This window comes from Bacillus sp. SRL543, from assembly GCF_984799205.1.
Window position 1 is genome coordinate 2,287,041 of the sequence record NZ_OZ481794.1, and the last position, 23,875, is coordinate 2,310,915.

Annotated in this window: 25 protein-coding genes; 18 read left to right on the plus strand and 7 right to left on the minus strand. The window is 44.8% G+C overall.

Translation table 11 applies throughout. The features are described 5' to 3' along the window. Window positions 1–58: 58 nt before the first annotated feature. Window positions 59–1,618, minus strand: a complete 1,560-nt coding sequence (locus AC4E8B_RS11475) for an ABC-F family ATP-binding cassette domain-containing protein (RefSeq protein ID WP_490219096.1) — start codon at window positions 1,616–1,618, stop codon at window positions 59–61. 242 nt (window positions 1,619–1,860) lie between these two features. Between AC4E8B_RS11475 and trhO the strand changes: the two genes are divergently transcribed. Continuing rightward, on the plus strand, window positions 1,861–2,826 hold the full coding sequence (gene trhO / locus AC4E8B_RS11480) for an oxygen-dependent tRNA uridine(34) hydroxylase TrhO (protein ID WP_490219098.1): 966 nt from the start codon (window positions 1,861–1,863) through the stop codon (window positions 2,824–2,826). A gap of 98 nt (window positions 2,827–2,924) precedes the next feature. On the opposite strand, the gene AC4E8B_RS11485 is transcribed toward trhO, so the two are convergent. Next, window positions 2,925–3,473, minus strand: a complete 549-nt coding sequence (locus tag AC4E8B_RS11485; protein ID WP_490219099.1) for a pyridoxamine 5'-phosphate oxidase family protein — start codon at window positions 3,471–3,473, stop codon at window positions 2,925–2,927. Between the two features lie 106 nt (window positions 3,474–3,579). Here AC4E8B_RS11485 and pdxR point away from each other — a divergent pair, with 106 nt between their 5' ends. After that, entirely contained in the window at window positions 3,580–4,956 is a 1,377-nt protein-coding gene (pdxR, locus tag AC4E8B_RS11490) for a MocR-like pyridoxine biosynthesis transcription factor PdxR (protein ID WP_490219101.1), read from the plus strand. A gap of 32 nt (window positions 4,957–4,988) precedes the next feature. Here the strand turns inward: pdxR and arcA are convergent, their stop codons facing one another. Continuing rightward, complete coding sequence (arcA, locus tag AC4E8B_RS11495) at window positions 4,989–6,218, minus strand: arginine deiminase (protein ID WP_490219103.1); 1,230 nt, start codon at window positions 6,216–6,218, stop codon at window positions 4,989–4,991. A 389-nt stretch (window positions 6,219–6,607) separates the two neighbouring features. Between arcA and AC4E8B_RS11500 the strand changes: the two genes are divergently transcribed. The 4 genes from AC4E8B_RS11500 (at window position 6,608) to AC4E8B_RS11515 (ending at window position 10,716) form a co-directional block, all read left to right on the plus strand. After that, window positions 6,608–7,504: an HD-GYP domain-containing protein gene (locus tag AC4E8B_RS11500; protein ID WP_490219105.1), complete on the plus strand. Its 897-nt coding sequence runs from the start codon at window positions 6,608–6,610 to the stop codon at window positions 7,502–7,504. 18 nt (window positions 7,505–7,522) lie between these two features. Further along, the gene (locus AC4E8B_RS11505; RefSeq protein WP_490219106.1) at window positions 7,523–7,843 is read left to right on the plus strand and encodes an 8-amino-7-oxononanoate synthase; all 321 of its coding nucleotides are present in this window, start codon (window positions 7,523–7,525) and stop codon (window positions 7,841–7,843) included. Between the two features lie 687 nt (window positions 7,844–8,530). Next, a complete protein-coding gene (locus AC4E8B_RS11510) occupies window positions 8,531–9,721 on the plus strand; it encodes a glycine C-acetyltransferase (protein ID WP_490219108.1) in 1,191 nt (396 codons plus the stop codon). A gap of 47 nt (window positions 9,722–9,768) precedes the next feature. Continuing rightward, window positions 9,769–10,716, plus strand: coding sequence for an L-threonine 3-dehydrogenase (locus AC4E8B_RS11515; protein ID WP_490219110.1), 948 nt, complete (start codon window positions 9,769–9,771; stop codon window positions 10,714–10,716). 53 nt (window positions 10,717–10,769) lie between these two features. Here AC4E8B_RS11515 and AC4E8B_RS11520 read toward each other — a convergent pair whose 3' ends face one another. Next, window positions 10,770–11,510, minus strand: a complete 741-nt coding sequence (locus AC4E8B_RS11520; protein ID WP_490219112.1) for an arylamine N-acetyltransferase family protein — start codon at window positions 11,508–11,510, stop codon at window positions 10,770–10,772. Between the two features lie 302 nt (window positions 11,511–11,812). Here AC4E8B_RS11520 and AC4E8B_RS11525 point away from each other — a divergent pair, with 302 nt between their 5' ends. Continuing rightward, entirely contained in the window at window positions 11,813–12,046 is a 234-nt protein-coding gene (locus AC4E8B_RS11525) for an Rdx family protein (RefSeq protein WP_490219114.1), read from the plus strand. 59 nt (window positions 12,047–12,105) lie between these two features. Here the strand turns inward: AC4E8B_RS11525 and AC4E8B_RS11530 are convergent, their stop codons facing one another. Then, on the minus strand, window positions 12,106–12,477 hold the full coding sequence (locus AC4E8B_RS11530) for an Hsp20/alpha crystallin family protein (protein ID WP_490219115.1): 372 nt from the start codon (window positions 12,475–12,477) through the stop codon (window positions 12,106–12,108). Window positions 12,478–12,574: 97 nt separating this feature from the next. Between AC4E8B_RS11530 and selA the strand changes: the two genes are divergently transcribed. Continuing rightward, window positions 12,575–13,999, plus strand: coding sequence for an L-seryl-tRNA(Sec) selenium transferase (selA, locus tag AC4E8B_RS11535; protein WP_490219117.1), 1,425 nt, complete (start codon window positions 12,575–12,577; stop codon window positions 13,997–13,999). A gap of 25 nt (window positions 14,000–14,024) precedes the next feature. Here selA and AC4E8B_RS11540 read toward each other — a convergent pair whose 3' ends face one another. Continuing rightward, complete coding sequence (locus AC4E8B_RS11540; RefSeq protein WP_148949502.1) at window positions 14,025–14,168, minus strand: small acid-soluble spore protein P; 144 nt, start codon at window positions 14,166–14,168, stop codon at window positions 14,025–14,027. A 110-nt stretch (window positions 14,169–14,278) separates the two neighbouring features. Here AC4E8B_RS11540 and AC4E8B_RS11545 point away from each other — a divergent pair, with 110 nt between their 5' ends. Then, window positions 14,279–14,539: a hypothetical protein gene (locus AC4E8B_RS11545; RefSeq protein ID WP_490219119.1), complete on the plus strand. Its 261-nt coding sequence runs from the start codon at window positions 14,279–14,281 to the stop codon at window positions 14,537–14,539. A 76-nt stretch (window positions 14,540–14,615) separates the two neighbouring features. On the opposite strand, the gene sspO is transcribed toward AC4E8B_RS11545, so the two are convergent. Beyond that, window positions 14,616–14,765, minus strand: coding sequence for a small acid-soluble spore protein SspO (sspO, locus tag AC4E8B_RS11550; RefSeq protein WP_490219120.1), 150 nt, complete (start codon window positions 14,763–14,765; stop codon window positions 14,616–14,618). A gap of 330 nt (window positions 14,766–15,095) precedes the next feature. Here sspO and acnA point away from each other — a divergent pair, with 330 nt between their 5' ends. The 9 genes from acnA to AC4E8B_RS11595 all read left to right on the plus strand — a co-directional run bounded on the left by acnA (window position 15,096) and on the right by AC4E8B_RS11595 (window position 23,872). After that, the gene (gene acnA, locus AC4E8B_RS11555; protein WP_490219121.1) at window positions 15,096–17,804 is read left to right on the plus strand and encodes an aconitate hydratase AcnA; all 2,709 of its coding nucleotides are present in this window, start codon (window positions 15,096–15,098) and stop codon (window positions 17,802–17,804) included. A gap of 144 nt (window positions 17,805–17,948) precedes the next feature. Beyond that, complete coding sequence (gene mtnA / locus AC4E8B_RS11560) at window positions 17,949–18,992, plus strand: S-methyl-5-thioribose-1-phosphate isomerase (RefSeq protein WP_490219122.1); 1,044 nt, start codon at window positions 17,949–17,951, stop codon at window positions 18,990–18,992. 90 nt (window positions 18,993–19,082) lie between these two features. Beyond that, a complete protein-coding gene (locus tag AC4E8B_RS11565; protein ID WP_490219124.1) occupies window positions 19,083–19,499 on the plus strand; it encodes a hypothetical protein in 417 nt (138 codons plus the stop codon). A gap of 24 nt (window positions 19,500–19,523) precedes the next feature. Further along, window positions 19,524–20,036: a peroxiredoxin family protein gene (locus tag AC4E8B_RS11570; RefSeq protein ID WP_490219126.1), complete on the plus strand. Its 513-nt coding sequence runs from the start codon at window positions 19,524–19,526 to the stop codon at window positions 20,034–20,036. 175 nt (window positions 20,037–20,211) lie between these two features. After that, window positions 20,212–20,343 (plus strand): FbpB family small basic protein, encoded by a 132-nt coding sequence (locus AC4E8B_RS11575; protein WP_490219128.1) that lies wholly within the window; start codon window positions 20,212–20,214, stop codon window positions 20,341–20,343. Window positions 20,344–20,400: 57 nt separating this feature from the next. Further along, window positions 20,401–20,544 (plus strand): acid-soluble spore protein N, encoded by a 144-nt coding sequence (locus AC4E8B_RS11580; RefSeq protein ID WP_009790921.1) that lies wholly within the window; start codon window positions 20,401–20,403, stop codon window positions 20,542–20,544. 161 nt (window positions 20,545–20,705) lie between these two features. Further along, entirely contained in the window at window positions 20,706–20,933 is a 228-nt protein-coding gene (gene tlp / locus AC4E8B_RS11585) for a small acid-soluble spore protein Tlp (protein WP_490219130.1), read from the plus strand. 166 nt (window positions 20,934–21,099) lie between these two features. Continuing rightward, on the plus strand, window positions 21,100–23,463 hold the full coding sequence (locus tag AC4E8B_RS11590; RefSeq protein WP_490219132.1) for an AAA family ATPase: 2,364 nt from the start codon (window positions 21,100–21,102) through the stop codon (window positions 23,461–23,463). After that, window positions 23,438–23,872: an acyl-CoA thioesterase gene (locus tag AC4E8B_RS11595; RefSeq protein WP_490219134.1), complete on the plus strand. Its 435-nt coding sequence runs from the start codon at window positions 23,438–23,440 to the stop codon at window positions 23,870–23,872. The genes AC4E8B_RS11590 and AC4E8B_RS11595 overlap by 26 nt, the downstream gene beginning before the upstream one ends. Window positions 23,873–23,875: the final 3 nt, after the last annotated feature.

Below are 23,875 nucleotides of genomic sequence, written 5' to 3' on the forward strand. Positions count from 1 at the left end.
TCCTGTACTAACCTGAAAAAACAAAGTCCCATGCTTTAAAAGCATGGGACTTTAAAGGTTAAGCCTTATTCATCTTTTGAGACCATTCCTCAACATTCCAGGTCTTGGTGACCCATTCTTCATAAAAGTCAGGTTCATGGCATACCAGGACTACTGTGCCTTTATAAGCTTTCAGTGCACGTTTCAGCTCTTGTTTTGCGGTGATATCCAGGTGGTTTGTCGGCTCGTCGAATAAGAGCCAATTGCTTTCACTCATCAGAAGCTTGCAAAGGCGGACCTTCGCCTGCTCACCGCCGCTCAATTGATTCAGCGGGCGTGAAATATGTTCATTTTTCAATCCGCATCTTGCCAATGCTGCGCGGACCTGATGCTGGTCAAGGCTTGGGAACTCACTCCATACATCATCGATCGGAGTGATGCTGCCAGCTTTTACTTCCTGTTCAAAATAAGAAGGGAATAAGAAGTCCCCGCGCTCGATTTTTCCGCTGAGAGGGGAAATTTTGCCGAGCATTGTTTTCAAAAGCGTGGATTTTCCGACTCCGTTGCAGCCGACGATCGCAATTTTCTCGCCTCGCTCAACCGTCATATTCAGCTTGGGCAGGAGCGGCTCGGAGTAGCCAATCTCAAAATCGTTCCCTTCGAAAACATACCGGCTGCTGCTGCGGGATTCCTTGAATTCGAAGGTAGGCTTAACAGCAGTTTCCGGGCGGTCGATCCGTTCCATCCGGTCAAGCTGTTTCTGGCGGCTTTTTGCGCGGCCGGTTGTTGAATAGCGGGCTTTATTTTTAGAAATGAAATCTTCCTGCTTTTTAATAAATTCTCTCTGTTTTTCGTATGCGCTGATATACTGGTTTTTATTGATTTCAGCAAGCTCCAGGAATTTGTCATAACTCGCGGTGTATCTGCTGAGCTTTGAAAACTCCAGATGGAAAATGACATTTGATACAGAGTTCATAAATTCAGTATCGTGGGAGATCAGCATGAATGCATAAGGATACTCCTTCAGATAGCCGGTGAGCCAGCGGATATGCTCGACATCCAGATAGTTAGTCGGCTCATCGAGCAGAAGGACCTGAGGCTGCTCAAGCAGAAGCTTTGCCAAAAGGACCTTTGTGCGCTGTCCGCCGCTCAGTGCAGCAACATCTCGGTCAAGGCCGATTGCATCCAGTCCAAGCCCGCGCGCCGCCTCTTCAATCTTGATATCAAGGGAGTAGAATCCGCCTGCATCGAGGCGGTCCTGTATTTCACCCATCTGCTCAAGAAGCTCTTCCAGCTCTTCGGGAGTTGCATCCGCCATTTTGGCGGTCACTTCATTAAGGGTTTTTTCCTGCTCAAATAGCGGAAGGAACGCATCCTTCAGCACATCGCGCATTGTCTTGCCCGGAGTCAGTATCGTATGCTGGTCCAAATAGCCGTAATGCACATTTGGAGTCCACTCCACTTTTCCGCTGTCATGGATCAGCTGATTGGTGATGATATTCATAAGAGTCGACTTGCCGACTCCATTTGCTCCTACAATCCCGACATGGTCTTCCTGAAGAAGACGGAAGGATACATCTTTGAACAACGTTCTATCGCCAAAAGTATGGCTTAAATGATCTACAGTCAACAAACTCATCGTTTATATTCCTCGCTTTGCATGTAGAATCCATTATTACATCATACTAAAAAACAATAGAGAAAACCATGTGTTTTCCATACCAATTATCAAGAGGGGCTGCCCTTTTTCCATTGCAAAGCTGAAACATTGTTTTTGACACTCTTTATATGGCTGTTATAATGGAATAGGTTAAAAACTCCGGCACAGGTCAGCCTGCCGGAACAGAATCTTGCATCCGGTCTGGAAAGGAAAGAAAAATCATGGATACACAATCATATAGAATACTGCTTTATTACAAATATGTTCATATAGAAGACCCTGCAGCTCAAAGGGAAGAACACCTGGATTTCTGCAACGGGATTGGCATAAAGGGGCGCGTGCTGATATCAGAAGAGGGCATCAATGGCACCGTGTCCGGCACCGCAGAGCAGACTCAGGCTTATATCGAGATGATGGACAATCATCCATTATTTAAAGGTACTGTCTTCAAAGTTGATGAGTCTGAAGGGCATGCATTCAAAAAAATGCGCGTCAGGGTGAGAAAAGAACTCGTTAACTTAAGCCTTGAAGACGATATCGATCCATTGGAGCTCACTGGAACCCACCTGGAGCCTAAGGAATTTTTTGAGAAGATGCAGGACCCTGATACTGTTGTCCTTGATGCGAGAAATGACTATGAATACGACCTCGGCCATTTTAAAGGTGCAATCAAGCCTGATATCCAAAATTTCCGGGAGCTTCCTGAATGGATCAAGGAAAACAAGGAAAAGTTTGAGGGCAAGAAGATCCTTACTTATTGTACCGGAGGCGTCCGCTGCGAAAAGTTCTCAGGGTGGCTTCTTAAAGAAGGCTTTGAAGATGTCGGCCAGCTGCACGGGGGCATAGTTACGTACGGCAAAGACCCTGAAGTGCGCGGCAAGCTGTGGGACGGCCAATGCTATGTGTTCGATGACAGGATCAGTGTTCCAGTCAATCAGGAAGAGCATGTCATTGTCGGCCGCGACTATTACACAGGCGAGCCTTGCGAAAGATATGTAAGATGCGCAAACCCTGAATGCAATAAGCAAATCCTGACATCTGAGGATAATGAGCATAAATATCTCCGCAGCTGCAGCCATGAATGCCGGGTCCATCCCCGCAACCGTTATATCAGCGAACATGGTCTTACAGAAGAAGAAGTGGCTGAAAGAATGACAAAGCTTGAAGAAGAAGCTGTTCAATCGTAAGTACAGGTAGAAGATAAAATGACGTGCAGGAATCTGCACGTCATTTTTATATTTTAAAAATTGGCCTGTCAGCTAAATTTATTCCCCTGAACTGTTCTTCACTTAAGGTCCACAGCCGCCGTTTTACCAGGGAAGTACAATCTTTCATCCTTGGCTTCGTTCCCTTTGGCTGTAATTGCATCTGGAGTAATTTTTATCACGGCAGTCCTGCTTCCAAGGGAGGAGCGGTATTTTTCAACATGGGATTTTGATAGAGGCGCTTGAAAGTAGCCGGGCACATACTTATCAAGCATATGCTGCATAATCTCAGTTGCTTCATCCAAATCTGAAAGAACAGCAGCTTTCCCAAAAATCATGATACTCATATACGCTGTGTCTGTTTTTGCTGGGACAGGATCGGTCAGGGTACCGAAGTCCTCACTCACCGTAAAGCAGACATGGGGGCTGGTTTTCATCAGCTCCATTTTTCTCCCTTCAGAAGCCCCATGGAAATAGATACAATCGTCCTGCCAAACATAATTTAGAGGAACAACATAAGGGTAAAAACCATCAGCAAGTCCGAGATATCCTGTTTTGGCTTGTTTTAAGAAGCTGCCGATTTTCTCCGGGTCTTTAACTTCGTGCAAGGATTGACGTATAGAAAACATTTCCTTCACTCCTAAGATATATGATATATAATCAGATTAATATCAGAGTGACCATCTTAAAAGTGACAGATTTAAATATTCTTAAGGGGTCAGATAGGAGCTGCTTATGACGCCGTTTTTAGACAGGGAAAGCCAGATGCCCTTATATACACAGCTTTATCAATTTATCAGGTCGGAAATAGAGTCTGGCAAAATCAAGCCAGGGGAAAAACTTCCTTCCATCCGAAAGTTTTCCCGTTTTCTGGATGTGAGCAAAAATACAGTAGAAGAGGCTTACCACCAGCTGATTGCTGAGGGCTATGCCGACAGCAGGCCGAAAAGCAGCATTGTTGTTAATAAAATTGATGATCTCCCATTAAAAACGGTAAAGGCAGAATTGCCTGTTGTCATAAAAGAAGAGCTGGTAAAGCCAAAAATTGATTTTCAATATGGCCATATTGATGCAAAAGCATTCCCGGCCAGGAGATGGAAAAATGCATTGGCGGAAGCTGTTCTCGATCTCTCTCTCCTGCAATATGGCGATAAACAAGGCCAGCTTTCCCTGAGAAATGAGCTGTCAGGATATTTGTACAGATCCAGGGGGATAGACTGTTCACCGGAACAGATTATCATTACTTCAGGCACTCAGCATAGCATCCAGGTGATCATGAACATTCTCGAGCTTCGCGGTGAAGTGATTGCAATGGAAAACCCGGGCTATGACGGGGTAAGGAAAGTGCTCTTACATCAAGGCGGCATAGTGGAGCCGGTCTCTGTGGAGGAAGATGGGATAAATGTGGAAGAGCTTGCAGAAAAGAGGGCCAAAACCGTGTATGTGACTCCTTCCCATCAGTTCCCGCTAGGCATGGTCTTATCAATCAATAAACGGCTGAAGCTGCTGAAGTGGGCAGCGGACACAGGCGGCTATATTATTGAAGATGACTATGACAGTGAATTCAGGTATCAAGGACAGCCCATTCCCTCGCTTAAAAGCCTGGATCAGCATGAGCGCGTCATTTACCTGGGAACTTTTTCAAAGTCCTTTCTTCCAGCTGCCCGGCTGAGCTATATCGTTTTGCCGCCAGCCCTGATAGCAGCATACAAAAGGGATTTCAGCCTGTACAGCCAGCCAGCGTCGCCCATTATTCAGGAAGCTGCTGCACATTTTTTAAAGGAAGGGGACTTTGAACAGCATATCCGGAAGATGCGTGTGCTTTATCAGGCAAAGCATAAAGTACTCCTGGAGTCGGTTGATTCCATGATGGGCAATAAAGCAGTTGTGATTGGGCAAAGGGCAGGGCTTCATATCCTTTTGAAGCTGGAAGGGAAGAAAAGTGATGAACTTGCTGACATGGCCGCAAAAAGAGGGGTTAAAGTGTATTCCAGCAAACCATATTATGCAGAAGGCACTGGAGATGAATCAATCATGCTCGGATTTGGAGGACTCACTGAAGAAGAAATAATGGAAGGAATCAAAATTCTCAGCGAGGCGTGGTTTATTTAAAAAAGGAAGAAAAAAGGGCCAGCTGGGCCCTTTTACAACTCTTTTCTGACAATCGGCATACTCATACAGCGGGGGCCGCCTCTTCCGCGGGAAAGCTCAGAGCTCATGATTTCCAGCACCTCGATGCCGTTCTGCCTCATCATATCATTGGAAACATAATTTCGGTCATATGTGACCACTACTCCAGGTGCAATTGCCAGTGTATTGGAGCCGTCATTCCATTGCTCTCTTGCAGCTGCGATGACATCTCCGCCGCCGCATGGCAAGAGGACCAGTTCCGGAAGATTCAGGACTTCCTTCAAAGTTTCCACAAGGCTGTCCTTTTCTGTGATTTTCAGATCACCAGTGTTTCCCTGCTCCAGAATGTAAATCTTCATTTTCCCGTCACTGGATTCTATTGCAGGATGGTAGGTGAATTTATCATGATCAATCATCGTAAACACAGTATCCAGATGCATAAAGGCCCGTGATTTAGGAATTTCGACAGCTACTACCTTTTTAATATCCTCCTGGCGGGCAAATAATTCCCTTGCCAGCTTTTCAATTCCCTGTGCAGATGTTCTGGCACTGACACCAATGGCAGCAACTTCCCTGCTCAGCACCAGCTCGTCTCCGCCTTCGAGTGTATAATGTTCATCCCGGTTAAAGAAAACAGGAATATCATGCTCTTTGAAGCGGGGGTGATGCTTAATGATATAATCCATGAAAATAGATTCGCGCCTCCTGGCCGGCTCATTCATATTATTAATGGTAATGCCTTTGCCAATGACAGCTGCAGGATCTCTCGTAAAATATAAATTTGGCATCGGATCAAGGAAAAATGGATAAGAATCCGCCATGATTTCATGAAGATGTACCTTTTCCTTTAAATCAATTTCATTCTTCCTTACACCAGCCATCACATTTCTCACCAGTTCATCTGTCGGCAGAGAATTCAAATATTCAGAGACAGCCTCAAAGGAGCCGTTGACATTAGACTGGCTTTCCATCAGGATTTGTTCTGTGAATTGGCCGCGGATATCTGGCTGAGCGAGCGTTTCTGTCATCAGTTTATCGAGATAAAGCACTTCAATGCCCCGATTGCTCAGCACACCTGCAAAATAATCATGTTCCTTTTGAATTGCCGGCAAATAAGGGATATCATCAAATAACAGCCTTTTTAAGTATTGAGGGGTAAGGTTTTCTACCTCCTTGCCGGGCCTGTGCAGCAGGACCGACTTCAACTCTCCTATTTCCGAAGTAACATGTAACGGATGCTTCATTTATATAACCTCCAAATATGTATACGAGCCAGTATCGCTGGATTTCTTATGTACTTTCCATTTTCCTTTAAAACAATGTGAGTAAACTAATCAATTTTTTGCATGATTATTCAGCGGATGCAAACCAAATGGCCAAGATCACAACGAAACTATTGCTTCTTTTGATACCCGCTGCCGCAAATAATGGCAGGCTAGTGTGCGTCACTAAGCCGTTCTTAGGACTTTCTCATTATTTACCAAAAAAAATAGGGAAATTCTTGTTTATTTTTCTAATTCCCTATATTACTAATTTACTTTATGTATTATAATGTTGGAGAATAGAAGAAATTTTGACAATGTTTTCTTCTTGATTCGACAGCAATCTTAGAAATAGAAATGAGGGTAATACAGTGGGCATTATAAATGAAGATCGTTTCATTGAAACAGTCCACATGAAAGGCTTGCAGATTTCCCTCCTCGCATCTGGCGATGGTACAGAAGTTATTTATCATAAGCTGCAGCCGGGTACCAGGTGGGTACTTGAGCCACAAGATGGCTGGGATGCATTAGAATTTCTGCAAATTCTATCTGGTGAACTGAAGATTATTTCCCATCATGAAATGGAAGATTTATTAGCTGGAGACTCATTTCATCGATGCCCTATTGAGGAACATTACATTTTCGAATCAATTGGTGGTACTGAGTTTCTGTTTGTTACATCGCAGCCAGTTTTTCACTTCTATAGCAAAGTATCTAATAAACTGAGAGATTTAGCTGTTTCAATCGAGGAGAAGGATGGCTATACAAAGGATCATTGTGACAGAATAAAGACAATGTCAATGCTTGTTGGCGAAAAGGCCGGTCTGACTTCTAAACAATTAATGCGTCTTAATTTAGCGAGTTTCCTTCACGATATTGGAAAAGTGAACGTTCCGATTGAAATACTACAGAAGCCTGGGAAGTTAAATGCTGAAGAATGGGCGCTAATGAAGCTCCACACTACATATGGCAGAGAAATTTTAGAACAGAGTAGTTTGCCAAGTTTGAAAGTTGCGGGTTCGATAGTTGAACAGCATCATGAGAGGTATGATGGAATGGGATATCCCCACAATTTAAAAGGTGATGAGATATCTATTGAAGCAGCTATTATAGCTGTTGTTGATTCCTTCGATGCCATGACAACCAATAGAATTTATCAAAGTGCGAGATCGCGGGAAGAAGCTTACGAAGAAATTCTTCGATGCAGAGGAACTATGTACAATCCGTACATTGTAGATATATTCCTAGGTTTGAAAGACCAAATATAAATAGAAAAGGGGAAAATCATGAAAAAAGTTAGCATCTTGTTAATGGCTTTACTAATTGGTGCTGTATTTAGCATTAAACCGGCTGAGGCTGCGTACCTGCCTGAATACGATCAGTATGTCGAGGTATCTTATGAACAGGCTCGCGCAATAGCAGATATCGTGGGTCTCAAAAATGTTGAATTGGGAGAAGAGACAGCTAAAATGTCTTTTGACTTCCAGGAAAAGCTTATTGCAAAAATTGAAAAAGTGTTGAAAACTGAAATTGATCACTATTATATCTGGCTTACTGTTGATGGACAGCCAGTACTAGGAATTGATCCACCACATCCACTATACTAATCAATTAAAATAAAATAATGTTTCAAGGCATTTGTAATGCTTTGTAAAAAGGGGTAAGGGGTGATAGCAATCCTTACCCCTTTTTCTGTTTATATGGCCATTTTACAAGTAAATGACAACGCTGTTCAAAAACACAGTATTGAGACAAATAAACTCGATAGCTAGAGAATTATAAAAACTTAATTTCCTCTTTAATATTCACTTTAATTATAAGTTGGTCGTTTGCTCATGATTTTTTGCCAGGTTAATTATTTTTTAACCCTGTTGATTATAGTGGAAGTCTCGCAGACTCCCGCGGGAAATAGCGGCAAAGCTGAGACCCCGCTGTGCAAAGCGAAGAGGAGGCTCAGCGCCGCCCTGCGGAAAGCGAAGTGCCTGGAAAGGAAATCAACAGCCCCATTTGTCAGCCACCGTTAAAACTAAACGCAATATAGATCTTACTTCAATTCTTAGAAAGCTTACCGGCTTCTTCTTTTAATATCCAACTAAAATCCATTCTTATTGGTAAAAATAAAAGTAACTTCAGCAATGTCCTTTTCAAGTGTACAAATCCATCAAATATGTTAAAGTAATTATTAAGTAACTCCTTGATATACAAGTCTTTGTCGAGTGTCGGAATGTCTTTATCAGGAGTACAGTTGTTTGTTTGCAGATGACATTCTATTCTATATAAAGAGAGGGATCTATATGTCCAGCAAAACTTTGGATAGCTTTTTAAATGAAAATCTCGAGGACCTGAAGAGCAAGGGCCTTTATAATGAAATCGACCCGCTTGAGAGTCCGAACGGTCCTATGATCAAGATTAATGGCAGAGAATTGATCAATTTATCATCCAACAATTATTTGGGCCTTGCTACCAGCGACAGGCTTAAAGGTGCTGCCAAAAAAGCAATTGATACATACGGTGTAGGAGCAGGTGCTGTCAGGACAATCAACGGCACAATGGATATCCATATCAAATTGGAAGAAAAACTGGCAGAATTCAAGCATACTGAAGCAGCCATCGCTTACCAATCAGGCTTCAACTGTAATATGGCTGCCATCTCTGCAGTCATGGACAAAAACGATGCCATTTTATCAGATGAACTGAACCATGCTTCCATTATTGACGGCTGCAGGCTGTCCCGCGCAAAAATCATCCGCTTTAACCACTCTGATATGGAAGATTTGCGTGCAAAAGCAAAGGAAGCGACAGAGTCAGGACAATATAATAAAGTCATGGTTATCACAGACGGAGTCTTCTCCATGGATGGAGATATTGCGAAGCTCCCTGAAATTGTGGAAATCGCTGAAGAGTTCGACCTGATCACATATGTTGATGATGCACACGGATCTGGTGTACTCGGCAAAGGAGCAGGTACAGTTAAGCATTTTGGATTATCCGATAAAGTGGACTTCCAAATCGGTACGCTTTCCAAGGCCATCGGTGTTGTCGGCGGATATGTGGCCGGCAAGAAACAGCTGATTGACTGGCTGAAAGTGAGAAGCCGCCCATTCTTATTTTCAACTTCCCTTACGCCTCCTGATGTAGCTGCGTGCATCGAATCCATCAGCATCCTTATGGAAAGCACTGAGCTGAATGAGAAGCTTTGGGAAAATGCCGATTATCTGAAAAAAGGCCTGAAAGAGCTCGGCTTCAATATTGGAGACAGTGAAACGCCAATCACTCCTTGCATCATCGGTGATGAAGTGGCCACTCAGGAATTCAGCAAAAAATTGAATGATGAAGGCGTATATGCTAAATCAATCGTGTTCCCGACTGTTCCGCGGGGCACCGGGCGTGTCCGCAACATGCCGACAGCCGCACATACAAAGGATATGCTGGATCAGGCACTTTCGATTTACAAAAAGGTCGGCAAGGAAATGGGTATTATCTAAGATTTAAAATATAGATATGAAACGACGGATTTAGGTGGAGGAAAACGATGAAAAAGATCTTTATTACAGGTGCTCTTGGCCAGATCGGTTCAGAGCTGACTGTCAAGCTTAGAAACATATATGGTACCGATAATGTCATTGCAACTGATATCCGCAGGAATGATTCTGAGGCGGCCCAGTCAGGTCCGTTTGAAATAGTGGATGTTACAGATGCGAAGTCTATGTTTGATACCGCAAAAAAACATGATGCGGATACGGTCATCCACATGGCTGCTTTACTGTCTGCAACGGCGGAAGCAAACCCTGTTTTTGCCTGGAACCTTAATATGGGCGGCCTGATGAATGCCCTTGAAGCTGCACGGGAACTGAACAGCCAATTCTTTACACCAAGTTCAATCGGTGCTTTCGGACCGTCGACACCTAAGGATTCTACTCCGCAGGATACCATTCAGCGTCCAACAACGATGTACGGAGTCAATAAAGTTGCCGGAGAGCTTTTGTGCGATTATTATTTTCATAAATTCGGCCTGGATACGAGAGGCTTGCGCTTCCCCGGCCTGATTTCATATGTGACTCCTCCAGGCGGCGGAACTACCGACTATGCTGTGGAAATTTATTATAAAGCGATTGAAGAAGGCAAGTATACTTCTTATATCGATAAAGGGACTTATATGGATATGATGTATATGCCTGACGCCCTTGATGCCATTATTAATTTAATGGAAGCTGATGCGGGCAGGCTAAAGCACCGCAACTCATTCAATGTTGCGGCAATGAGCTTTGAGCCTGAAGAGATTGCTGCAGCTATCCGCCAGCATATTCCTTCATTTGAGCTCAGCTATGAAGTGGATCCTGTCCGACAGGCGATTGCTGACAGCTGGCCTAACTCAATCGATTGCACAGCAGCAAAAGAAGAATGGGGTTTTAAGGCTGAATACGATCTTGCTAAAATGACTGCAGATATGCTGGAAAAGCTGAAAGTTACAACAGTTTGATAAGGTAAAAAAGCTGGCGGGAGATCATCTCCGCCAGCTTTTTTATTAAGCGTCTATGCCTCTGTGATCCCAAAGAATTCTTTTAGCGCATCCCGTTTTGCACCTTTGTCTAAATCTGTTTTGATCTTTTCACCGTTCTCTGTTTTTACCAGTGTGTTCCCTGAAAGCGTGATTCTTCCGTTTTCTGTCGCGATTGTAATAATATCATCTTTGGTGAATGGCGATTCTGCAGATGTTTGATTAAATCCGCAGGAATCCTGGAAGAAATCCAGACTTCTTTTTTCATCAGTAAACCGGTACTTAATCTGCCATTCACCGCCGTTAAAATGCAGCAAATCATAGCAGCCTTCTCCCAGATCCCTGACTTTATACTTTCCGCTCACATCCTCCTTTTCTGTGCCATCGAGGGGAATAGGCTGTCTTGCTGAGTCCCCGAAGCCTGCATCCGTTAAATAGGGCTGGTCAAGATAGACCAGTATGGCAGCATGGCTGTTTTCCCTGGCCCATCCGTCAGGTGTTTTGACTGTACAGGAGATGAGGGCAGAGCTGTAGCCCATCGCTGAAAGAAGGGTTTGGAAGAGGCCGTTAAGCTCATAGCAGAAGCCGCCCCTGCTGTTTTCCACCACTTTTTTATAAAACTGATCTGTGTCCAATCTGATCGGGACCTTCCTGATGACATCCAGATTTTCGAACGGAATGCTTTGCATATGCTTTTTTTGGAGCTGTGCCAGTGTATTAAGTCCCGGTTCCTTTTTATCGGCCTTTATCCTGGCAAGGTAGCGGTCAATATCCATATCGTTTTCACCTTCTTTGCATAAGTTAAAAAACTTAAATTTATACTAAATCGGGCTGGCCCTTATCGTATTTTAACATGCTGTCCGATTTTAGGATCGTATACTGCCCGCTGTCTTTATAGCCATTATTAACCGAGAAGAATTAATTCTGGCAGCTGCGGGTTTCGAAAAGTACGATTTTAAAGAATGCACGAAACCAATATACCTTACTAATGAAAGTGAGAGAAGGACAGCACGGTTGCAGGCTCTGGGATGCTTGTACTACAATAAATACAAACTTAGCAGGAGAGGAGGCAGCAGTAATGGCAAAGTATGAAGTGAAGGTTGAATTCTGCATGATGTGAAACTACGCACCAAAAGCCGCGAGTTTCGCGGAAGACCTTTTTAATCATTTCCGGTCTGAAATAGGAAAGTTGGAGCTGGTCCCCAGTTCAGGCGGTGCCTTTGAAGTGACAGTGAATGGAAGCAAAATCTATTCAAAGCTTGAAACAGGCGTCTTTCCTAAAAGCCAGGAAATCATTGATAAAATGAAATGATAAAGAAGCAGCCCCGTCTTCTATGGAAGCGGGGCTGCTTCTTTATCCGGCATAGCCGGTTATTGTATGGGCACCTTGCGATTTCTGCCGGAACCTTTACGGGTTTTTGAAATGAAGATTTCCAGTATGCCGCAGGAAAATCTGGAGGTGACCTGTTTTTCTGTTAATAGAAATGGAAAATCGACTTCCCTGCTGACTGTTTCCTTATCCTTCTCAGCCCTGATGATCAGTTCATGGCTTTCTAATTTAACGGAAAGCATTGCAGCTGTGTAATCTGTCAGCAGAGCTTCCAAAATATATTCCGCATCTGTCTCATAAATGTCGATCCGGAAAGCCGTCTGATCAAGATAAGATGTCAGCGGATCAAGAAAGAAATGCTCCAGCCATTTTTCCATTTCCTTGAATGGATTGTCTTCGCTGTTCTTTCCCATAGAAATGCCCCCCTTGTTGCGGTCAGTATATTCATTTTCTGCGCACAGGGTGAAAGTGGTATAATACTTCTAATTCATATGCTGGAGGAATACAAAAGTGAACAATATTCTCAGACAGATCCCCCCTGTACACGAGATGCAGAGGGATGAAAGGGCACAAAGCCTGCAGGAAAAACTGGGACTGGAACCCGGGCGTTTTGCCGAGCTGATCAAGGAGGCGCTTGACACAGCGAGAAAGGCGATTCTGGCAGGAAGGTACACCGGGCCTGCACCGGGTAGCACGGATTTTCTGTCCCGTTTATTTATGGATATAGAAGCTGCCGCTGAGCAAAAATACAGCTTTGCACTGCAGAAGGTGATCAATGCTACAGGTACCATCCTTCACACCAATCTGGGAAGGGCAAGGCTTTCAGAGGCAGCTGTTGAACATATGGCCGTCATTGCCAGGAATTACTCTAATCTCGAATACAATCTGGAAAAAGGGAGCAGGGGATCCCGGCATGAGCTTGTGGAAAATTTGCTCAAGGAAATCACTGGTGCTGAAGCTGCCATGATCGTCAACAACAATGCGGCGGCTGTATTTCTTGTCCTGAGAGCGCTGGCTTCCGGCAGTGAGGTTATTGTTTCCCGGGGAGAGCTTGTTGAAATCGGCGGTTCTTTTCGGATTTCTTCCATCATGGAGGAATCAGGGGCAAAGCTGGTGGAAGTGGGGACAACAAACAAAACCCATCTTCGCGATTATCGGGACGCAATGACAGAGGAAACGGCGATGCTGATGAAGGTGCATACGAGCAACTTCAAGATTGTCGGCTTTACAAAAAGCGTCTCTGCAGGTGAGCTGGCTGATGAAGCATCGAAAAGCGGGCTTATCTATTACGAGGATCTCGGGAGCGGGGTCCTGTATGATTACAGCAAGCATGGAATCGGGGAAGAGCCTGTTGTCAGCGATGTGCTGAAGGCCGGTGCCGGCATCGTATCATTCAGCGGTGATAAGCTGCTCGGAGGGCCGCAGGCCGGAATCATTGCAGGCCGGAAAGATTTGATCGATAAGCTGAAGAAACATCAGCTGGCAAGGGTTCTCAGAGTTGATAAGATGACCCTTGCGGCTTTGGAAGCAACTCTCTCGGCATATATGAAAGATGAGAAAGCCTTAATGGAAATCCCCGTCATACGAGATATGCTTGCTGATAAGGAAGAGATCAGGGAGAGAACAGAGGCTTTTGCTGCAAATGTACGTTTGCATTGTCCCGGGTCCGGGGTGAGGGTAGTGGAAAGCACCAGCATGGTCGGCGGGGGTACGATGCCGGAGGTGGAGCTGCCGACCTTTGCGGCGGCAATCAGAATCCCTGGTATTTCTTCCGATGATCTGGCTGTAAAGCTGAGAGCGCAGGAGGGCACGCCAATAATTGCAAGGATTCGGCAGGAGGAAACGCTGTTTGATCTCAGGACTGTGTCTGAAGAAGAAGCAGGAATCATTGCCGGCTCCCTGGCAGAGATTGCAAAAGGCTTGTCTCCCGAGTAGGAGACAAGCCTTTTTGCAGGGGACTCTACATATCATGCCCGGAATTATGCTTTTGTCTTGTATGGTTGCGGTTCTTCACTTTCTTGGAGCCGCTCAATGGTTCAGGCTGACCTGGGTTATCCCCTTTTGGGGCATTTTTGTGCATGTCTTTGCTGTCGTTTTTGTTCATTTAGCATCCCTCCTAACTTTAGGATGTTTTTTGCAGTTGTTTTTATACCGAATATTTTCACGGCCGACTGCACAATTTAACACTACATCTTGATAAACAGGAGTGAAAACATGCCATATCATAAAGACAAGCAGCAGGCCTTCCAGGCGGCAGAGCAAGGATTCGCCGAAGCCAGCGGCTTATATAATGAAATCGTCCGCGACAGCGCAAGCTACGGCCATCAGCTGAAGCATCTTGCAAATGAGGTCAATGAAGCGTTTGCGCAAATCGAAAATGCCCTTGAAACAGCAAGTGAACATCAACGGGGCCAGCTGGAGCAATTTCAGCACGATTTGTCGAGGATCATCCAGGAAGTCAATTCAGCTGAATGACACAATGTTAAAAACCCCTGATTCAGGGGTTTTTTTAATTTTGCTATTTAAATGGAAGTCAGGCCTCACAAGGATATTACTGGTTTTTCTTACGCTTTTTATTGTTTTGCTTTTGAGCCTCTGTTAATGGTTCGTTAGATAATTCTTCATTGAAGCCGGCGCCCTGCCCCTGGCTTTTTGCTGCATTCATGCCTGGACGTATATGATTTGCCTTCCTTTTCGCCAAAATTCTCACCTCCGCTTTTTAGCTTTTGCGTGGATTCAATCCAGCATTCAGAGAAATATTGCTTTTTTGCAATAATAATTGTTTTAAATTTCTTAATAAAGGTATACATAAATGGGTTCTGTTAAAGGCCCAGCTCAAGCTATTGATTGTACTGCGGAAAAAACAATAAGCAAAACTTATCAAAAACAATAACATTCTTGTTATTTACTTATATAGAAGGTTGTATTAAGATAAGAATTGTGAGAAAAGTGGCGATGAAAATGACAATTCAAACTTTTCGACAATTAATTTAATTTTGGTATATGATTATCATAAGAGGGGGTAATGCATATGTCTAAAAATGATGTTTTTAATTCAAGGAAATCATTTGAACTAGACGGTAAACGCTATCATTACTATCAATTAGCAGCTTTGGAAGAAGCAGGAATCGGCAACGTATCAAGGTTGCCTTATTCCATTAAAGTATTGCTCGAGTCTGTCCTGCGCCAGTTTGACGGACGCGTTATTACACAAGAGCATGTAGAGAACCTGGCAAAATGGGGATCTGACCAAGTGAAGGAAGTAGACGTTCCTTTCAAGCCTTCACGCGTCATCCTTCAGGATTTCACAGGCGTTCCTGCGGTTGTTGACCTTGCTTCCTTAAGGAAAGCAATGGCTGACATGGGAGGAGATCCTGATAAAATCAATCCGGAGAAGCCAGTCGACCTGGTTATCGACCACTCAGTGCAGGTTGATAAGTACGGTACTCCTGATTCTTTGGAAGCAAATATGGTTCTTGAATTTGAAAGAAATGCCGAGCGCTATCAGTTCCTAAGCTGGGCTCAGAAAGCATTTGACAACTACCGTGCTGTTCCGCCGGCAACTGGCATCGTTCACCAGGTTAACCTGGAATTCCTTGCAAACGTGGTTCATGCAATCGAAACGCCGGATGGCGATTTTGAAACTTTCCCTGATACACTTGTAGGTACAGATTCCCATACAACGATGATCAACGGAATCGGCGTATTAGGCTGGGGTGTCGGCGGAATTGAAGCTGAAGCAGGAATGCTCGGCCAGCCTTCCTATTTCCCTGTGCCTGAAGTAGTAGGGGTCAAGCTCAACGGAGAGCTTCCTAACGGGGCTACAGCAACAGACCTTGCGCTTAAAGTGACCCAGGTTCTTCGCCAGCAGGGCGTTGTCGGCAAATTTGTCGAGTTCTTCGGACCAGGTGTAACGGCTCTGCCGCTTGCTGACCGTGCGACGATTGCGAACATGGCTCCTGAATATGGTGCAACTTGCGGATTCTTCCCGGTTGATTCAGAATCACTTAACTACATGCGCCTGACAGGCAGATCTGAAGAGCAGATCAAGCTTGTTGAAAAGTACTGCAGAGAGAATGGATTGTTCTTCGATCCTTCCCTTGAACCGGTATACACTGAAGTAGTTGAAATCAATCTTGCTGAAATCGAAGCAAACCTTTCCGGCCCTAAACGCCCTCAGGATCTGATTCCCCTTTCTGCCATGAAAGAAGAATTCAATCAGGCGCTTACGGCTCCTCAAGGGAACCAGGGCTTTGGCTTAAGCAAGAAAGAAATCAATAAAGAAGTGACTGTGGATTTCCAAAATGGAGATTCAACAAAAATGAAAACAGGTGCTATCGCCATTGCCGCGATCACAAGCTGTACAAATACCTCAAATCCATATGTGCTTGTCGGCGCCGGCCTTGTAGCAAAGAAAGCGGTTGAGCTTGGCCTTGAAGTGCCTAAATACGTTAAAACTTCACTTGCACCTGGATCCAAGGTGGTAACAGGCTATCTGCGTGATTCCGGATTGCTTCCATACCTTGAGCAGATCGGCTTCAACCTTGTCGGGTACGGATGCACAACTTGTATCGGCAACTCCGGACCGCTGAGAGAGGAAATCGAGAAGGCAGTAGCTGACGCAGATCTTCTTGTCACTTCCGTCCTTTCAGGAAACAGGAACTTTGAAGGCCGTATCCATCCGCTGGTAAAAGGTAACTATCTGGCTTCACCGCCTCTTGTAGTTGCTTATGCACTGGCTGGAACTGTCGACATCGATCTGCAGACAGAATCACTCGGAAAAGATAAAGATGGCAACGATGTATTCTTCAAAGATATCTGGCCGTCAACTGCTGAAGTGAATGAGGTTGTCAGCAAGAGTGTTACACCTGAGCTGTTCAAGAAAGAATATGAGCATGTGTTCAGCGACAATGAGCGCTGGAACGAAATCCAGACCAGCAATGAACCGCTGTATTCTTTTGATGAAAACTCTACTTACATTCAGAACCCGCCTTTCTTTGAAGGACTAACGCCAAATGCGGATGAAGTAAAGCCGCTTAACGGTCTGCGTGTAGTCGGCAAGTTCGGCGACTCTGTTACGACTGACCATATCTCACCTGCAGGAGCGATCGGCAAAGATACACCAGCAGGAAGATATCTGCGCGAAAATGGCGTTGAGCCGCGCGATTTCAACTCTTATGGCTCACGCCGCGGCAACCATGAAGTCATGATGCGCGGAACATTCGCAAATATCCGCATCCGCAACCAGGTTGCCCCTGGCACCGAAGGCGGCTTCACGACTTACTGGCCTACCGGCGAAGTGACAAGCATCTATGATGCTTGCATGAAGTACAAAGAAGATGGAACCGGCCTTGCGGTTCTTGCAGGCAAAGACTATGGCATGGGTTCTTCCCGTGACTGGGCTGCTAAAGGTACAAACCTTCTGGGCATCAAGACAGTCATCGCTGAGAGCTATGAGCGTATCCACCGTTCCAACCTTGTTCTCATGGGTGTTCTTCCGCTTCAATTCAAAGCAGGAGAAAATGCAGAGGTCCTTGGCCTGACAGGCAAGGAAACATTCGATGTCCAAATCGACGAGAATGTAAGGCCTCGCGATTTCGTAAAAGTTACAGCGACAGACGAAGATGGCAACAGGCTCACTTTTGAAGTGCTTGTCCGTTTCGACTCTGAAGTTGAAATCGACTACTACCGCCATGGCGGCATCCTGCAGATGGTTCTGCGCGAAAGACTTAAAAACTAATAAAAGTGTTGGCGCCGCGGCATTGCTGCGGCGCTTTTTCTGTTGTAAAAATAAAAATAAAATTATATGCGCCATACATAATTCTTGCTACAATAGCTTGTAGCATCAGAAAAATTTGAAAAGTCTTCGAGAGGGGAACAAAAAGTGGGACAGACATTCCTTCAATCCGTTACATATGATAACGGCACATTATATATATTGGATCAGACCCTGCTGCCAGCGGTCACAGAATTTCTTGAAATCACCAAGGTGGAGGATGCGTGGGACGCAATCAAGCAGCTGAAAGTCAGAGGTGCTCCGGCCATAGGGATTGCCGCTGCCTACGGACTTGTTCTGGCTGCCAATAAGGCACCTGAGGATGATTTCTCATCGTTTTACAAAGATTTTAAAGAAAATCTTGAGTACCTGGCGAGTTCCCGTCCTACTGCCGTAAACCTTTTCTGGGCATTGCAGAGGATGGATGAGCGTGCCTTGGCGGAAAAAGAACAGCCAGTTGCATTGATAAAGAAAAAACTTGAGGAAGAGGCACACCAAATCAGGAAAGAGGATGAGGAAGTATGCCGTATGATCGGCATCCACGGGCTTTCCCTCTTGAAGGATGGGATGGGTGTGCTGACGCATTGCAACGCAGGCGGCATTGCCACTGCTAGATACGGTACTGCGCTGGCGCCTTTTTATCTTGCAAAGGAAAAAGGCTGGGATCTTAAGGTTTATGCAGATGAAACGCGGCCGCTCCTTCAAGGAGCAAGGCTGACGGCCTGGGAACTCCAGAAGGCAGGCATTGATGTAACTCTGATTACTGACAGCATGGCTGCCATGGTCATGCAGAAAGGGATGGCAGAAGCTGTTTTTGTCGGCTGTGACCGTGTGGCGGCAAATGGGGACACAGCCAATAAAATTGGGACCTACGGGCTTGCTCTCCTTGCCAAGGCACATAATATCCCATTTTATGTTGCAGCGCCTGCTTCCACAATCGACATGAACACAAAATCAGGCGGCGACATCCCGATTGAAATCAGGGAACCCGAAGAGATTACAAACGGTTTTGGCAAACAAACCGCTCCTGAAGGAGTCAAGGTTTTCAATCCTGCATTCGATGTGACGCCTGCTGAGCTGATTACAGCCATCATCACCGAAAAAGGGATCATTCAAGGTAATTATCCTGAAGAGTTAAAGAAGCTTTTTTAATCATGATTTCAAGGAAGCAAGCAGCAATGCTTGCTTTTTGTCTGCGGGCTCTTTACGCTCATATATTTTTTTAATGGGGGCAACGTAATAATGGAGACAATTGAAATAGGGTCCTTAAACCTTAAGATTGACTTGGTGGTTTCCCTTCTTTCCCTGCTGATCGTCCATCTTTTTTTCCTCTTTCATTTAAAAAACAGAAAAGAGTTTCGAAAAACTTTCGAGGACAAGCTTTTTACAGCAGTGCTGATTTGGTTTCTTATATATAAATTTGGCAGGCTGCTTTTCCAGCCGTCCCTTTTATGGACTAACCCCCTTGGTTTGCTTTACTTCAATGGAGGGATAAAAGAAGCTATCCTCGGTTTATTCGCGGCTGCTCTATATTTTGCCGGACAGTGCAGGAAGCATGGCTGGGCTGCCAGGGAAGCGGTTTATTTAGTCATCTATGGTGTTACAACTTTTTTATGCGGATTTTGGCTGTTAAGCATTCTTTATTTTTTCATTAAATAAGCTTATTAAGGAGGAAAATTAGCTATGGCCAGAAAACTGATGCTGCTGATGGCCTTCTTAGTTTCTGTGCATATATCAGGCATATTGCCGGGAGATGCTGCTAAAGCGGACTTGCCCGGTCTTGCAGCCGGTACTGAGGCACCTGACTTTCAGCTGAAGGATCTTCAGGGAAATGCCATCAAACTCTCCGACTACCGCGGGAAAAAGGTCATGCTCAATTTTTGGGCGCCATGGTGCCCGCCCTGCAAACAAGAAATGCCTGAAATGCAAAAATTCCATGAAGCTGCCGGGAATGAGGTCAGCATCCTGGCTGTCAATATCGATCCGCAATACAATTCGGCAAAATTTATTGAGAAGATGGGAATTACCTTTGCGATCCTTCTGGATGGGGAAGATGAGGTTAATACCAAGTATAAAGTCATGACGGTTCCTACTACTTATTTCATTGACGAAAAAGGTATGATTCGGGATAAATATTTATCTGCGATGGAAGCTGAAACCATGTGGGAACTGGCTGAAAAAATGAAACAAAGGTGAGCATCCTGCTGGGGATGCTTTTTTTTTGCAAAAAATTTGGATTGGTTTTCATACAGGAAGAATAAACTCCCTGTGTTAAATACTTCGTTTAATTAAATTTTCGAAAAGTTGTAATAATTACAATGAGTTTTGGGCATATTAACTGTTAGAATAGGAAATAAGGAAGGTGAAAGAAATGAGAAAACCGCGAAAACAGACATTTGCAGAGCTTGTTCTTGAAAATAAGCGCCAGCTTCTGAAAGATCAGGCTGCTATAGACCGTATTGAAGAAAGGCTTGAAGAAAAACGAATGGGCAAAGCTGAATAAATTCCCATTCGTAACTCCCCCTTTTCAGGAGACAATAATAAGGAGGAGGGGATTAGCATGGGCAACCCGAAAAAAGACAGCAGCCAGTTTGTGCCAAACCATATAGGGACGAAATCCAGGGGATTTGGCGGCAACAAAGGCAAGAAAATGCAGGATACATCAGGCAAGCATGCTCAGGTTATTCAAACAAAAGGCGAATAGATGATAAATTACAGCCGTCCTTTATCGGGGCGGCTGTTTGTATGGTCTGCGGCTCGTCCTTATGCATCTTGCCTTTTACCTACTCATTTCCTACATGAAAAAGAAACATATTCCGCAAACTAATCAGGCAACAATCCACTACCGCCAAGGAGGTTTCCGTTATGGCACACAACAGACCGAATCCCGATGACAGAAGCGATAATGTTGAGAAGCTGCAATCGATGATTGTCCATACAATTGAGAATATGCAGGAAGCTGAGGCTTCGATGGAGTTTGGGAACGAAGAAGATAAAAAGCGGATCGAAGCTAAGAACGAGCGCCGCCGGGACAGCCTGGATGCTTTCCGTTCAGAGGTAAAGGACGAATATCGCGCACAGCAGGAAAAATGATTAGAATAATGAAGACAGCGGCCCGGGATATTAACAGAACCCGGGCCGTTTTTCATATCCAGACCAGCGCGGCAGAATGCTTAGTACATATCAGAATTTATGATAAAATAATAGCGGACGCGAAAAGCGGAGAGAAAATAATTCAGTTAAAGAAGAAGTGATAGTGATGAACCAAAGGAAACAAAATGATTCCCCAATCTCTGCCTCCATTTCGGAATGGGAAAAGGAATACAGCGAAAAAGGCTTTATATCCAATGAAGGCAGGCTATTAAGCCTGCTGAAGGAAATAGACAGCGATGAAGACCCTGGATCGGTTTCAACCATCCTTACGCTTGCCGCTCTTTCCAGGCTTGGCAGGAATAATGACGACAGCCTTGCTGCGGCCTGGATGGACAAAGCTTTAGAACTGGATCCGCAAAATGGGCAGGCACGGAGTTTTATGGCCCAGAGGGATTGGAAGAAGCATCGTGATCTTCTGGATAGGCTTGTGTTTCCCTCTATCAGGGAAACAGACAACAGGACAGCAAAGCGGAAAATTGCCGAGCAGTATATCAGCATTTGCCGAAGCTTCCTGGATGCATCTGAGGAAGAGAAGGAAAGGCTATCAGGCAAAAGGGAAGTATCAGAGGAACTGACTGACCAGAAGTTCGAAGACATATATTCCAGCCTGATCAGCCTGCTCGAATCGGCTGTCGATGAAACAGCTTTGCTGCTTAAAGCTGCTGAAGAATATGAAGAATCGATTTCAGGGGTTTTCCATACAGCAACCCATGTGAATGACATGAAAAAGCATATTGACCATATTGCCGGGCTGAAAGCAGAGTGGCATGCTTTATTCCAGACTGAAGAAGAAGAAACCGAAGAAATCAGCGCACTTGAAAGCCTTAACACAATGATTGGCATGGAGAAGGTGAAAAGCCGGGTCAATGATTTCTATAAGTTCCTGAAATACCAGAAAAAAAGAAAGCAGCTCGGCTTCCAGATCAAAGATGAAATGAGCCTTCATATGATATTGACGGGAAACCCTGGAACAGGAAAGACTACTCTGGCAAGGCTGTTTGCGAAAATCTACCATGAACTTGGCGTGCTGCCACGGGATGAAGTGGTGGAAGCTGACCGCTCCCAGTTAGTTGGTGCTTATGTCGGCCAGACAGAGGAAAATGTGCGGTCAGCTGTTGAAAGGGCGCTCGGGGGTGTACTGTTCATCGATGAAGCATACAGCCTGAAACGGGAAGGCCAGACAGGGAATGATTATGGCCAGACAGCGATTGATACTTTGGTATCACTGATGACCGGCTCTGAATACGGCGGCAAGTTTGCGGTCATCCTGGCAGGCTATCCGGAAGAAATGCGTCAGTTCCTTGATAGCAATCCAGGACTCAGAAGCCGCTTCCCTCAATCCAACCAGCTCCACCTTCCGAATTATACCGAAGAGGAGCTTGTGGAAATCGCCGATAAAATCGCGGGCGATAATGATTATATCCTCACTGATGAAGCAAAATCAGAGCTTAAAGGCAGGCTTGAGAAAGAAAAGGTTGATGACACTTTCGGAAATGCGCGGACTGCTAAAAATATTGTCCTCGATGCCATCTTTGAAAAAGGCTCGCAAACCGAAGCCACGGATCATCTGCTTCCTTATACACTGCTTGAAAAAGAGGACTTTACCCTCCATCAGGATGATGGGGAACGAAGTAATCCCGAGAAGAAGCTGGAAAGGCTTGTTGGTCTCGAAAACGTTAAAGAAGAAGTAGAGTCGCTCATATCATTTGTCAAAATGCAGCAGTACCGCCGCGATCAGGATCTCCCATCAGTGCCTGTCCAGCTTCATTCAGTATTTACCGGCAATCCCGGGACAGGAAAAACGACAGTCGCCAAAATCTATGCAGAGCTGCTTCACAAATGCGGAATGCTGAAAAGGGGACATCTGATCACAGCAGGCCGTTCAGACCTTGTAGCAGGATATGTAGGCCAGACAGCGATCAAGACGAAGAAAATCATCAGGGAAGCGCTGGGAGGCGTTCTATTTATAGATGAAGCGTATTCCCTTTTAAGTGAATCACCAGGTGACTTCGGTAAAGAAGCGGTCGACACACTGGTTGACGAAATGACAAAACATAATGAAAACCTGGTTATCGTCCTTGCCGGCTATTCCAATGAGATGGAAAAGCTGCTGCGAAGCAACCCGGGTCTAAAATCCCGGTTCAAGAAATTCTTCCATTTCAAGGATTACAATGCTGGTGAACTGATACAGATAATCAGGGATTATGCCGCCCAATATAAATATGAACTGGCAGCAGAAGCTATAGCCTATTTGAATGAAACATTGCCTGGCATAAGAGCTGGCGGAAACGGGCGCCTTGCAGCCAGCCTTGCTGATGAATCCATTCAGTTCCAGGCCTTCAGGCTTATGGAAGGGGATGCCGGCCAATTAAAGGAGAATGCATCTCTTCTTGAGAAAGAGGATTTTGAAAAAGCGGTAAAGAAACTCACAAAGGGGAATACAGATGCTGATATCAACGAAAGAAATTGAAGTCCGATATGCTGAAACCGATCAAATGGGCGTTGTATACCATGCCAATTATTTAGTCTGGATGGAGCTTGGCCGCACAAGGCTGATCGAGGAGCTTGGCTTCAATTATGCAGAGCTTGAAAAAGACGGAATCATATCTCCTGTAATTGATATTGCTGCTTCATATAAAAAGCCTGTCAGATATGGCGAAAAAGCAGTCATTAAGACTTGGATCGAAGAGTATGACGGCTTCCGTGTCACATATGGATATGAAATATTGACAGAGGGCGGCGAATTGTCAGTTGAAGGCATTTCCAAGCATGTCTGCGTGAAAAAGGAAAACTTCCGCCCTATATCCATTAAGCGCAAATATCCCGATTGGCATGAAGCCTATGAAAAAGCGAAAAAAGCTTTAGCAGCTGCTGAGTAGGTG

Coding starts and splice junctions, on each gene's coding strand:
- AC4E8B_RS11580 (WP_009790921.1), top strand. CDS start 20,401: ATGGGCAACCCGAAAAAAGACAGCAGCCAGTTTGTGCCAAACCATATA.
- tlp (WP_490219130.1), top strand. CDS start 20,706: ATGGCACACAACAGACCGAATCCCGATGACAGAAGCGATAATGTTGAG.
- AC4E8B_RS11565 (WP_490219124.1), top strand. CDS start 19,083: ATGGAGACAATTGAAATAGGGTCCTTAAACCTTAAGATTGACTTGGTG.
- AC4E8B_RS11520 (WP_490219112.1), bottom strand. CDS start 11,510: ATGGATATTGACCGCTACCTTGCCAGGATAAAGGCCGATAAAAAGGAA.
- AC4E8B_RS11510 (WP_490219108.1), top strand. CDS start 8,531: ATGTCCAGCAAAACTTTGGATAGCTTTTTAAATGAAAATCTCGAGGAC.
- AC4E8B_RS11485 (WP_490219099.1), bottom strand. CDS start 3,473: ATGTTTTCTATACGTCAATCCTTGCACGAAGTTAAAGACCCGGAGAAA.
- AC4E8B_RS11475 (WP_490219096.1), bottom strand. CDS start 1,618: ATGAGTTTGTTGACTGTAGATCATTTAAGCCATACTTTTGGCGATAGA.
- AC4E8B_RS11545 (WP_490219119.1), top strand. CDS start 14,279: ATGCCATATCATAAAGACAAGCAGCAGGCCTTCCAGGCGGCAGAGCAA.
- AC4E8B_RS11540 (WP_148949502.1), bottom strand. CDS start 14,168: ATGAACAAAAACGACAGCAAAGACATGCACAAAAATGCCCCAAAAGGG.
- AC4E8B_RS11530 (WP_490219115.1), bottom strand. CDS start 12,477: ATGGGAAAGAACAGCGAAGACAATCCATTCAAGGAAATGGAAAAATGG.
- AC4E8B_RS11570 (WP_490219126.1), top strand. CDS start 19,524: ATGGCCAGAAAACTGATGCTGCTGATGGCCTTCTTAGTTTCTGTGCAT.
- AC4E8B_RS11505 (WP_490219106.1), top strand. CDS start 7,523: ATGAAAAAAGTTAGCATCTTGTTAATGGCTTTACTAATTGGTGCTGTA.
- AC4E8B_RS11515 (WP_490219110.1), top strand. CDS start 9,769: ATGAAAAAGATCTTTATTACAGGTGCTCTTGGCCAGATCGGTTCAGAG.
- AC4E8B_RS11595 (WP_490219134.1), top strand. CDS start 23,438: ATGCTGATATCAACGAAAGAAATTGAAGTCCGATATGCTGAAACCGAT.
- pdxR (WP_490219101.1), top strand. CDS start 3,580: ATGACGCCGTTTTTAGACAGGGAAAGCCAGATGCCCTTATATACACAG.
- AC4E8B_RS11590 (WP_490219132.1), top strand. CDS start 21,100: ATGAACCAAAGGAAACAAAATGATTCCCCAATCTCTGCCTCCATTTCG.
- acnA (WP_490219121.1), top strand. CDS start 15,096: ATGTCTAAAAATGATGTTTTTAATTCAAGGAAATCATTTGAACTAGAC.
- arcA (WP_490219103.1), bottom strand. CDS start 6,218: ATGAAGCATCCGTTACATGTTACTTCGGAAATAGGAGAGTTGAAGTCG.
- trhO (WP_490219098.1), top strand. CDS start 1,861: ATGGATACACAATCATATAGAATACTGCTTTATTACAAATATGTTCAT.
- AC4E8B_RS11575 (WP_490219128.1), top strand. CDS start 20,212: ATGAGAAAACCGCGAAAACAGACATTTGCAGAGCTTGTTCTTGAAAAT.